9 protein-coding genes are annotated in these 11428 nt (G+C 60.1%); 5 read left to right on the forward strand and 4 right to left on the reverse strand.

Going from position 1 to position 11428, the window contains the following annotated elements:
• Positions 1-234: 234 nt before the first annotated feature.
• Positions 235-2037: a phosphogluconate dehydratase gene (gene edd / locus PSJ8397_RS03185; protein WP_085863095.1), complete on the forward strand. Its 1803-nt coding sequence runs from the start codon at positions 235-237 to the stop codon at positions 2035-2037.
• A 70-nt stretch (positions 2038-2107) separates the two neighbouring features.
• The gene (eda, locus tag PSJ8397_RS03190; protein ID WP_085863096.1) at positions 2108-2749 is read left to right on the forward strand and encodes a bifunctional 4-hydroxy-2-oxoglutarate aldolase/2-dehydro-3-deoxy-phosphogluconate aldolase; all 642 of its coding nucleotides are present in this window, start codon (positions 2108-2110) and stop codon (positions 2747-2749) included.
• A gap of 102 nt (positions 2750-2851) precedes the next feature.
• Here eda and PSJ8397_RS03195 read toward each other — a convergent pair whose 3' ends face one another.
• Positions 2852-3118 (reverse strand): hypothetical protein, encoded by a 267-nt coding sequence (locus tag PSJ8397_RS03195; RefSeq protein ID WP_085863097.1) that lies wholly within the window; start codon positions 3116-3118, stop codon positions 2852-2854.
• A gap of 3 nt (positions 3119-3121) precedes the next feature.
• Complete coding sequence (locus tag PSJ8397_RS03200; protein ID WP_085863098.1) at positions 3122-5875, reverse strand: [protein-PII] uridylyltransferase family protein; 2754 nt, start codon at positions 5873-5875, stop codon at positions 3122-3124.
• A 222-nt stretch (positions 5876-6097) separates the two neighbouring features.
• Here PSJ8397_RS03200 and PSJ8397_RS03205 point away from each other — a divergent pair, with 222 nt between their 5' ends.
• The 3 genes from PSJ8397_RS03205 to PSJ8397_RS03215 all read left to right on the forward strand — a co-directional run bounded on the left by PSJ8397_RS03205 (position 6098) and on the right by PSJ8397_RS03215 (position 8011).
• Positions 6098-6559: a DUF2852 domain-containing protein gene (locus tag PSJ8397_RS03205; protein ID WP_085863099.1), complete on the forward strand. Its 462-nt coding sequence runs from the start codon at positions 6098-6100 to the stop codon at positions 6557-6559.
• A 68-nt stretch (positions 6560-6627) separates the two neighbouring features.
• Positions 6628-7086, forward strand: coding sequence for an RDD family protein (locus tag PSJ8397_RS03210; protein ID WP_085863100.1), 459 nt, complete (start codon positions 6628-6630; stop codon positions 7084-7086).
• A gap of 91 nt (positions 7087-7177) precedes the next feature.
• Positions 7178-8011: an arginyltransferase gene (locus PSJ8397_RS03215; RefSeq protein ID WP_085863101.1), complete on the forward strand. Its 834-nt coding sequence runs from the start codon at positions 7178-7180 to the stop codon at positions 8009-8011.
• A gap of 27 nt (positions 8012-8038) precedes the next feature.
• Here PSJ8397_RS03215 and PSJ8397_RS03220 read toward each other — a convergent pair whose 3' ends face one another.
• Both PSJ8397_RS03220 and PSJ8397_RS03225 read right to left on the reverse strand, forming a co-directional pair.
• The gene (locus tag PSJ8397_RS03220; RefSeq protein ID WP_085863102.1) at positions 8039-9208 is read right to left on the reverse strand and encodes an HlyD family efflux transporter periplasmic adaptor subunit; all 1170 of its coding nucleotides are present in this window, start codon (positions 9206-9208) and stop codon (positions 8039-8041) included.
• Positions 9208-11415: an ATP-binding cassette domain-containing protein gene (locus tag PSJ8397_RS03225; RefSeq protein WP_085863103.1), complete on the reverse strand. Its 2208-nt coding sequence runs from the start codon at positions 11413-11415 to the stop codon at positions 9208-9210. The genes PSJ8397_RS03220 and PSJ8397_RS03225 overlap by 1 nt, the downstream gene beginning before the upstream one ends.
• Between the last annotated feature and the right edge of the window lie 13 nt (positions 11416-11428).

Raw genomic sequence — 11428 nt, forward strand, 5'->3', positions numbered from 1 at the left:
GGGGCTTTTGCCCAGTTTTCAGTCCACTCTCGGAACATTCTGAATAGAGCGGCACATCGGGGCAGAAATGTGGTAAACAAAAGGTTAATGCGGGACGATTTGGGGGTAATTGGGCGTCCCCTGCGGCAATTTGAACGGCTGGAGACATTCCAGACATCGCCCATTGTTAGCGCAAACATGATCTGCTAGGAGGGCAGAGATCTGTGACCCACCATCAGTTAACAAGGTGCCCCCGTGACGTTAAATTCGACCGTTGACCGCGTAACAGACCGTATTCGCGCCCGTTCAGAAGAAGCCCGCAAGACCTATCTGGCCCGCATGGCCGCTGCGGCCGCCGAAGGCCCGCGCCGCGCCCACCTGACCTGTGGCAACCAAGCCCACGCCTATGCCGCGATGGGCGGTGACAAGGACACATTGGTGGCCGACCGTGCGCCCAACATTGGTATCATCACGGCCTACAACGATATGCTGTCGGCCCATCAACCCTTTGAAACCTACCCCGCCAAAATCCGCGAGGCCGCCCGCGCCGCAGGCGGCACGGCGCAAGTGGCCGGTGGGGTTCCGGCCATGTGCGACGGTGTCACCCAGGGCCAAACGGGGATGGAGCTGTCGCTGTTTTCACGCGATGTCATCGCATTGGCCGCAGGCGTCGGCCTGTCGCACAACGTCTTTGATGCCGCGTTGTATTTGGGCGTGTGCGACAAGATCGTGCCTGGCCTGATCATGGCCGCTGCGACCTTTGGCTATATCCCAGGGCTGTTTGTGCCCGCGGGGCCCATGACGTCTGGCCTGCCCAACGACGAAAAGGCCCGCGTTCGTCAGGAATTCGCCAAGGGCAACATCGACCGGTCCGAGCTGATGAAGGCCGAGATGGCGTCCTATCACGGGCCGGGGACCTGTACCTTTTACGGCACCGCCAACACCAATCAGATGTTGATGGAATTCATGGGGCTGCACCTGCCTGGCGCGTCCTTTGTGAACCCGCATACGGATCTGCGAGAGGCGCTGACCACGGCGGCCACCACTCGCGCGCTTGAGATCACGGCGCTGGGCAACGAGTATACGCCGGTGAGCGATATTCTCGACGAAAAGGCCTTTGTGAACGGTCTGGTCGGGCTGATGGCCACGGGCGGGTCCACCAATCTGGTGCTGCATTTGCCCGCCATGGCACGGGCGGCGGGTGTGATTTTGGACCTGGAGGATTTTTCCGATCTGTCGGATGCGACCCCGTTGATGGCCAAGGTCTATCCCAACGGTCTGGCGGATGTGAACCACTTCCACGCTGCGGGCGGGTTGCAGTTCATGATTGGCAACCTGCTGGAGGCGGGATTGCTGCATGAGGACGTCAAAACCGTCGCCGGTGGCGGGTTGAGCGACTATGCCAAGGACCCGAAATTCACGGACGGACGCATCAGCTACAGCGATGGCCCGAAAGAGACGTTGAACGACAAAATTTTGCGCCCCGCCGCGGATCCCTTTGCGCCGCAGGGCGGGTTGGTTCAGCTGAGTGGGAACATCGGACGGGGGGTGATCAAGGTCAGCGCCGTCGCCCCGGAACGTCACATCATCGAAGCACCCGTGCGCATTTTCCACGAACAGCACGATTGCAAAGCCGCGTTTCAGGCTGGAGAGCTGACGGAAGACACGATTGTGGTTGTCCGGTTCCAAGGCCCCAAATCCAACGGGATGCCGGAACTGCATTCGCTGACACCCACATTGGCGGTCTTGCAGGACCGCGGGTTGAAGGTGGCACTGGTCACGGATGGCCGTATGTCCGGCGCGTCGGGCAAAGTGCCTGCCGCGATCCACATGGCACCCGAGGCTGCGGATGGTGGGCCGATTGCGCTTTTGCGGGATGGCGATATCGTCCGGCTGGATGCAACAAAGGGCACGTTGGAATGCTTGACGGATCTGACAGGGCGCGAGCCTGCGGTGGCAGATTTGACAGGAAATGGCACCGGCGTGGGACGTGAGATTTTCGAGCAGTTCCGCCGCACGGTTGGCCCATCCACAGACGGGGCTGCGGTTATTTTGTAATCCGGTCTAAAATTCCGGAATTTTAGAAGACGGCCAAAATTTGAAATTTTGGCTGCGCGAAAGGAAAGATATGACACCTGAAAACGCATCCGAACTGGCCGCAAAGGTCTGTGCCCTTGCCCCTGTGGTTCCTGTGTTGGTCGTCGATGACGCCGCCGATGCGGCCCCATTGGCCACGGCCCTGATCGCGGGCGGATTGCCCGCGCTGGAGGTCACGCTCCGCACGCCTGCCGCACTCGAGGTCATTGCCGAGATGGCAAAGGTTGAGGGCGGTGTCGTTGGGGCGGGCACGCTGTTGACCCCTGAGGACGTTGAGGCCGCAAAGGCCGCTGGGGCCACGTTCGGCGTCTCACCGGGTGCGACAGACCGGTTGCTGGACGCCTGCGAGGCCAACGATTTGCCGCTCCTGCCGGGTGCTGCAACCGCGACAGAGGCCATGTGGCTTTTGGAGCGCGGCTACACAACGCAAAAGTTCTTTCCGGCCGAGGCCAATGGGGGGGCGCCTGCCTTGAAAGGCATCGGCGCCCCGATCCCGCAGGTCAAATTTTGCCCCACAGGCGGTGTGTCTCTGTCCAACGCGCGGGAGTATCTGTCGCTGAGCAATACTCTGTGCGTCGGCGGATCGTGGGTGGCCCCCAAGGACAAAGTGTCGGCCGGTGACTGGACGGGCATCACCGCTTTGGCTGCTGAGGCGGCGGCGCTGCCTCGGTAACGGGAAGTCATTTCGCCAGCGTCGGTTTTTAGGTATTTTTGACCCAAAGAAACAGGGCGTGGCGCGTATCCGACAAATGCGCCCTTCCCATTTTTGGGCGGGCTATTGCAGGACGCGGGCCGCGCGACCGCCGCGACGTTTCGGGGCTTGTGGCGTATCGAGGCCCTGCTGCAATGTTTGGGTCATCGGGTGATCGCCCGGCTGTGATGCGTGGCGCGTCAATAGGGCTTCGATCGCGGGCTGAGGGGTATCCGCGTAGCTGAGCGCCCAATCCAGAAAGATGGATCGGCATTCCGCCGATGTGATCCCCTCAATGCGGTATGCATCCGCGATGAGACCTTTGGGATCGAGGGGGTCGCCCTTTTTCATCTGTCATCCTTTCATAATGCGCTGTGTGACCGCCGCCGCAGCACGTGACACCGCAGCCAGTGCATCTGACAGCGCATCCAAAGACGGTTGGCCGGTTTCGCGCAAGATAAATCTGCGCGCGCCTTCGCCAAGGGTGCTGACATCCAGCGTGCCCCCCTGGAGCAATTGGGCCGAGGCCTGCATGGACCAACACAGCGCCGCTGCGGCCTGAAGATCCGCTTTGTCCGTCTGTGCTATGGAACTTTGGCTGATTTGGTCTGCGGTTCTTCGCACAGCTGCCCCAGACACCAACGCCAAGGTCTGACCGGTCAATTCGATATCCTGCAAACGCCCCTGCCCGATCTTTGCGTCATAAGGGCCGCTGGGGGTTTTTGCGGCCGCAATGCGGGCGCGCATGTCTTGCACATCCGTGCGGATCGTCGAGCCGCCTGATTTGGCCGCGAGAACGCGAGCGCGGACCTGTTCCACGTCTTGCGCAAGCCCCGTTGGGCCCGCCACCACACGCGCGCGGGTCAGGGCCAGATGTTCCCACGTCCACGCCTCCTCCATCTGATAGGGTTCGAAACGTGCAAAGGACGTGGCCACTGGCCCCTGCCCGCCAGAGGGCCTGAGCCGCATATCGACTTCGTATAACCTGCCTTCGGCCATGGGGGCAGACAGGGCTGTCACAAGGGCTTGTGTAAGGCGCGCGTAGTAGGTGCGGGTGGCTAAGGGGCGCGGGCCGTCGGAGGCGTCCTGATCCTGCCCGTCATAAATCACGATAAGGTCCAGATCGGAAGCTGCATGCAAACGCCCTGCCCCCAAAGACCCCATGCCAAGAACGACGGCGCCTCGACCGGGGGCCCGCCCATGTTTGTGGGCAAAATGATCCCCGACCACGGGCAAGAGCGCGCCCAAAACCGCGCCAGCGAGATCGGCATATTGGCAACCGGCCTGTTCCGCTGTGACCAGCCCCCGCAGGTGATGCACGCCAATCCGGAAATGCCATTCCTTCATCCAGCGGCGCGCGGCATCAAGGCGGGCCTCATAGTCTGGGGCGGCGTGCAGGTTTGATGTTAGATCCTCACGCAAGGCGGCCTCCCCCGGCCAATCGGCAAAGAAATCTCCACCGATGACGGCATCAAACACGGCGGCGTTGCGGCCCAGATATTCGGCCAGCGCGGGCGCGGTTGAGGCGATATCGACAATCAGCTGCGTGAGTTGCGGGTTTGCCTCAAACAGGGAAAACACCTGCACACCCGCAGGCAGGCGCGAGAGAAATCCATCAAGCGCCAGCAAAGCTTCTTGCGGTTTGGCGGCCTGTTGAAGGGCGGCCATCAGCCCTGGTTTGACGCGGTTGAAAATCTCGACTGCGCGGTCACTGCGCAACGCCGGATAGGCGGGCCAGCGGTCCGTGACGTCAGCCCCGAAATCAGGCGTCGCAGAAGCGCCTGACTGGGAGGGGGCAAAGAACCCTTCCGAGATCGCGTGGACCTCCTCCAAGGCGTCCCTCAACTCCGTTTTGAGGGCCTTGGACGAGGTGCCCATAAACGCGGCCAACCTGTCGAACCCCTCATCTGTGTTGGGCAGATCATGGGTTTGGGCGTCATTCAACATTTGCAAGCGATGTTCGACCTCTCGGTGGGTGCGGTAACGGGCGGTCAGCGCGTCCGAGACATCGGCCTCATCCCAGCCTGCTTTGGTCAGCGCAGCGAGGCCATCCAGCGTACCACGGCACCGCAGGGACGGATCGCGGCCACCGGCAATCAACTGACGGGTCTGGGTGAAAAATTCGATCTCCCTGATGCCGCCGCGACCCAGCTTCATATTGTGGCCATGCAAAGAGATCGGCCCGCCGAGGCCTTTGTGGTCGCGGATCCGTAGCCGCATATCATGGGCGTCCTGAATGGCGACGAAATCAAGATGTTTGCGCCAGACAAACGGGATGAGGGTCTTCAAGAACCTTTCCCCCGCTGCGATGTCACCGGCTGCCGCGCGGGCTTTGATGTAAGCCGCGCGTTCCCATGTGCGGCCGACGCTTTCGTAATACCTCTCCGCCGCTTCCATGGACAAACAGACCGGTGTAACGGACGGATCGGGGCGCAGGCGCAGATCGGTCCGGAACACGTAGCCGTCGCCGGTCATATCGCTGAGGATGCTGGCCATCTTGCGGGTGACACGCACAAACGACGCGCGAGCATCGTGGTAGGCGTCGGGGTCAAAGCGGGTTTCATCGAACAGGCAAATCAGGTCAATGTCGCTGGAATAATTCAATTCCCCTGCGCCGCCTTTGCCCATGGACAGGCTGACCATGCCGCCAGCGGTCGCCGCGTCACCCAGCGTCAGACCTGGCAGTTTGCCGCGCGCTATCTCAGCCTCAACCAGACGTTTGAGGGTTGCGTCCACAGCCGCGTCGGCCAGATCGGACAGCGTTTGCGTCACCCCTTCGAGGGAGAGGACACCGGCCAGATCACACACGCCCAAAAGCAAAGCGACGCGCCGTTTGGCAATCCGCAGCCCAATGTTCAGATCAGACAGCGGCAGATGGGCAATCTGGTCAATTTCCGCCTGCAGCGCCTGTTCGGGAATATCGATGGCATCCATGAGCCATGTGCCTTCCTTATGCATCAGCCCTGCCAGAAACGGGCTGCACCCCGCAGCACCTTTGATGGCGGCCTGCACCTCGGGCGCAAAATCCGCAAATGCGGCGGCTGCGTCTTGCCCCAGATCGGCATCATAGGCATCGGGGCTGCGGGTCATGCGGGCGGCAAAAGTCATTCCGCTTTGTGCGCCTGCGACCCTGTGGGGTCAATGCATGGGGCCGCAAAACCGCCCCCATAGCCAAAATGTAACGACTTTTAACATATGACTTTCAACCACTTAAGGGCAATCATGTAAAAACCCTTCACATTGCACTTGCCGCGGGCCAAAAGACATCCCATCTTCAGTGATGTGAAAGGCATTCACATACAACACGAACCCAACCGAACGGAGCATCACATGACCACCTCGTCCACCAATATCGACTATCAGGCCCCCTACGCCCGAACAGTGCGCGAGGGCAATTGGCTGCAGCGCAGCGAACGCTGGCTTGACGACAAAGGCAAAGGCGCCTGGATCGCGGCCATGGTGCTGGGGTTCATCTTCGTGTGGCCCGTTGGCCTCGCCCTTCTTGCATATATGATCTGGAGCAAACGCATGTTTTCCTCAAATTGCGCATCCAAGCGCACCCGTCATTCATCCATGCGCGCCGCGATGCGCCCCTCTGGCAACAGCGCCTTCGACGCCTACAAGGCCGACACGCTGCGCCGCCTTGAGGACGAACAGCACAACTTCGAAGAGTTCCTGAAGCGTCTGCGCGAGGCAAAAGACAAAGCCGAGTTCGACCAGTTCATGGACGACCGCGCCAATCGCACCGCAGAGGACGCGGACGCCGGCGACGAAAAGCCCAGCCAAGCCTGACACGAAGTGCCCCGCGGGTCGGAACCTGCGGGGCGCACATTTCGTTGAACACAAGAAGGGACATGAGAATGACATATTACGACAGCACCCCCGACCCGCAGACCCAGCCGGATTTCTACACATCTGTGCAATCCAAACGGCTCATCGCGTGGTTTATTGATCTTGCTGCGACGGCGGCCCTTGCAGCGGTGCTGACGATCCCGTTCCTGATCTTTGGGCTGGTCCTGATCGTGCCGTTGTTGTTCATCCCGCTGATTTGGGCCTGCACCGGATTTGTCTATCGGTGGATGACGATCTCATCTGGGTCGGCCACCTGGGGGATGCGCATGATGGCGATTGAGCTGCGCGACCGTGAGGGTCGGACGCTCGACAGTCAAACGGCCCTGCTTCATACCGCTGGCACCTATCTGAGCTTTGCGGTGGCTCCATTACAGCTGGTTTCCATCGCGTCGATGATTTTGACAGATCGCGGCCAGGGCCTGACCGATATGATACTGGGCACAACGATGTTGAACCGCGGTCTTTAGACCGACTTGAAAAACGCAGCCTGAAAATCGCGGGTTGTGAGACAGGGCAGGCTGTTGGTAGGGTTCGCCCAAGCCTAACAGAGGTTGACCAATGCGTCACAGCCTGCCCATTGCACCGCAGTTTTATGTCACTGCACCGCAGCCCTGCCCTTACCTTGAGGGCCGGATGGAACGAAAGCTGTTCACGGCACTGCAGGGTGAAACCGCCGAGAAGCTGAACAATTCCTTGTCAAAACAGGGCTTTCGTCGGTCACAAAACGTTCTTTACCGCCCGTCCTGTGCGGAATGTTCTGCCTGTTTAAGCGCGCGGATCAGGGTGGCGGATTTTGCCCCCAGCAAAAGTCAAAAACGGGTGATGAAGCGCAACCGCACCCTACAAAGGGGCGCCTCTTCCCCATGGGCGACCGAGGCACAATATGCTCTCTTTCGGGATTATCTGGACAGTCGGCACGCCGCGGGCGGCATGGCAGATATGGATTTGTTCGAATTTGCCGCGATGGTTGAGGAAACCCCAATCCGCACGCGTCTGATCGAATACCGAGAGGGCGATGAATACCCCAAGGGAGATCCTTACGAAGGTCTGCGGGCGGTCAGTTTGACGGATGTCCTCGATGATGGGGTGTCGATGGTCTACTCGTTCTTTACGCCCGAATTGATGCGCAATTCCTTGGGCACCTATTTGATCCTGGACCACATCGAAATCGCGCGGCATCTGGGCCTGCCTTACGTCTATCTGGGCTATTGGGTGCCGGGGTCCGACAAAATGGGCTATAAGGCCAAGTTCAAAGGGGTCGAGATTTTCCGTCACGGCCATTGGGAAGACCTGACCCATCCTGATGACTACTCTGCCGATATCAACCCTCTGTCCGTGGACCCCATCGCAGAGCAGGTGGCCCGCATTACCCTGCCCGACAGCGGCCCCTAAAATTCCGGAATTTTAGGACAGATCGCCTTAGGGTTCCCGCAGCGCTTCCTGCGACCGGTAGAGCGGCTTGGTCAGATACTGCAGTACTGTTTTCGATCCGGTGTGCAACTCCACATCCGCCTGCATGCCCGGCCGAATTTCGATGCGCTGCTGACGTTCTCCCAAATTGGTTGTGTCCACACGTAATGTCACGCGGTAATGGGGCGGCGCGTTAGGGTCACGTTCGTCCTCGAACGTATCGGCAGAAATCAGATGAACCTCCCCACTGAGCGATCCGTAAATCGTGTAGTCATAGGCGCTTAGCTTGATCGTCGCGGTTTGTCCCGGCACCACATTGGCAATGTTGGACGGGGCGACCTCGGCTTCCACGAACAACTCATCATCAAGCGGAATGATCTGGAAAATCTCTTCGCCCGGTCGGATCACACCGCCGATGGTGGTCACACCCAGATTGTTGACGATCCCGCGCATGGGGCTGGTGATGACTGTCCGTTCCAGCCGGTCTTCGGCCACGCGCAAATCCTGTTTCAGGGTCGCCATCATCGACAACACTTCGGAATATTCGGAGGCGCGTTGCAACTCGGCCTGTGTCACGATTTCGTTGTAGGCATTGGTGGCGTCTGAATTGGCCTTACGGGCGCGGGTGACCTCAATCAAGGCCGCGATCTCTCGGTTGTACAAATCCTCCATCACCGCCAATTCGCGCGAGGTTTCGGTGATAATCGCCTGTGCGCCTTCGGTCCGGCTGACGTAATCAGATTGCCTTGCGCCCAACAGCGCACGTTCAGAGGCGACCATCTCGGGACTGAACTGTTCAATCGCGTCCGGCACATCAAAATTGAACATCCCTTCGATTTCGGCCTCAAGTCGCAGGCGCCGGATTTCGGCGGCAATCACTTGTTCCCGCAAATCGGTCACGGAGGTTTCAAACTGGGTGCCCCGCAGGCGGGCCAGCACATCGCCCGGTTCGACCTGATCCCCCTCAGACACCAGAAGTTCGGCCAAAATACCGCCCTCAAGGTTCTGAATGATCTGCGGGCGCGAGGACGAGACCACCGACCCTTTGGCGCGCACAATCTCATCGATCGCGGCGAACTTTGCCCAGATCAGGAAAATCACAACGGTGGCGCCAATAAGCCAGATCAGCAGGCTGGGGCCTTTGACGCGGGCCTCGAATTCGTCTGCGATGGTGACCATTAGACTGCCTTTTTGTTCTTGTTTTGCAGGTGGGCCAGAACCTCTTGGCGGGGGCCATCGACCGCAAGTCGGCCGTTTTGCAAGATGATCGTGCGGGTTGTCAGCTCAAGAATGGGCACACGGTGGGTGGCGATGATGGCGGTGCGCCCGTTCAGCCAAGTCTCAAGGCGACTGACGAGAGTGTTTTCCAACGTCTGGTCAAGGGCGGCTGTGGGTTCATCGAGCAGGCAAACTTTGGGGTCCTGCAGCCACAGACGCGCCCAACCGATGGACTGACGTTGCCCGATGGAAAGGCCCTCGCCTCCGTCGGAGATTTCCAGATCCAGCCCCTTGGGGTGGTTGCGCACAAAGGGGCCCAGCCCTGCAAAATCCAGCGCAGCAAGCAAGCGATCATCGTCGCGTTCCAGCAAGGTCAGGTTCAGGTTTTCGCGCAAGGTGCCCGAAAACAGACGCACTTCCTGGCTCAGATACCCGATGGAGCGGCGCAGATCGCGCGGCATCACCTGCCCCATGTCGACCCCGTCGATCAGCACGCGGCCCTTGGTGGGACGATAGATGCCCGACAGCATTTTTAGCAATGTCGACTTGCCCGATCCATTGGACCCCAGAACGGCCAATCGTTGGCCCGCCTCGATCTTGAGGCCGGGGATATCCACGGTCTGACCGCTGTCTTCGTTGTAGCAAAAGGCGATGTCGCGCAGCTCAAACTCCCCGCGCATATCTTCGCGGCGCAAATAGGTGCGGTCACTTTGCTGGTCTTGTTCGGCGTTGGCGATTTCGTCCAAGGCCTCCAGCGCGGCCTTGACGTTGGACCAGCGCGCCAATGTTGCGGCCAGCTGCGTCAGCGGCCCCAAGGTACGCGACGTCAGGATGCCCACGGCGATGATTGTGCCGACAGTGAATTGCCCGGTGAAGACCATGAACGTGCCCGCCACCACGGCTGCCACATAGGTCGCCTGCTGCACGCCTTGTGCCCAGAAGGTCAGCGTGCTGGCCAGTTTGCGCTGCTCAGACGTGGCGATGGAGGACACCGCCGACAGCTCGGACCACAGACGTTTGAACCGGTCTTCGCCGCGCTGCGCCTTGATCGTGTCGGCCTCATAGATGACCTCATGCAAAAGACGATTGGACTTGGCCGATGCGCCTTGGGTCTGTTGTGTCAGCGCGATCATCTTCTTTTGCAAAAAGAAGCTCGGCAGAACCATAAGCAGACCGCCCACAAACAACACCCACACCACGTTGCCGCCGATTGATGCCACCAGCGCAAGAAACAACACAATGAACGGCAGATCGGTCAGCGTGCCGATGGTCGAGGCGGTGAAGAATTCCCGCACAGATCCGAATTCACGCACGGCTGAGAACAGCCCCGATGGCGATTGTCCTTCCTTGCCGCGGCGCATACCCAGCAAGCGGTCCATCAACAGCGCCTGAACCTTCAGTTCAATCTTGCGCCCTGCCCCGTCCATCAGCCGCGCGCGTGCAATGCGAAGGCCTGCCTCAAGCAACATGGCCAGACCTGCTCCGATCGCCAGCACCCACAAGGTGGCAGTGGATTGATGCGGGATCACGCGGTCATAGACCTGCAAGGAAAACAGCGCCACAGCCACGGCCAACAGGTTGGCGACAAACGAGCCCAACGCGACCTCAAGCATGTGACGGCGGAACTGCAGCATTTCGCCCCAGAACCAATGGGCAGATTTGCCTTTGCGGGCATGCTTTTTCGCCAGATCGGCCACGGCGATATCCGCGCGCAGCACAAGGCCGGAAAAGTAGGGCAGAAAATCGGACAGCGGCACCTCGGCGCGATTGTCGCGGCAGGTGGTATCAAAGACGATCACGCAGTCGTCTGTCTGATCGAGGATCAGCAGGATATGACCGCTCGTCATTTCAACGATTGCAGGCCATTGATCGGGCGTGGGTTTACGGATGGTCGTGACCTGGCTGACAAGCCCTGCGTCGTTCATAGCCTTGGCCATGGCCTGCGGGGTGATGTCATCACCTGCGTCGGCGGTCATCCCCTCCAACAGGTCAGAGCGCACGATGTCCACGCCCAACAGGCCCGCATAGGTCGCAGCCAGATCGGCGCGGGCCTTGGCCTTGTCGGAATAGCGGTCATCGGCGGCGGGTGTCAGAACCTCTGCTGCGTTGGCCGCAGGCGGCGTTTCGTTGGTCACGCGGGTGATTTTGCCACCGCGCGTGGCGTTCATATCAAATGCAAGG

This window comes from Pseudooctadecabacter jejudonensis (assembly GCF_900172275.1).
GTDB lineage: Bacteria > Pseudomonadota > Alphaproteobacteria > Rhodobacterales > Rhodobacteraceae > Octadecabacter > Octadecabacter jejudonensis.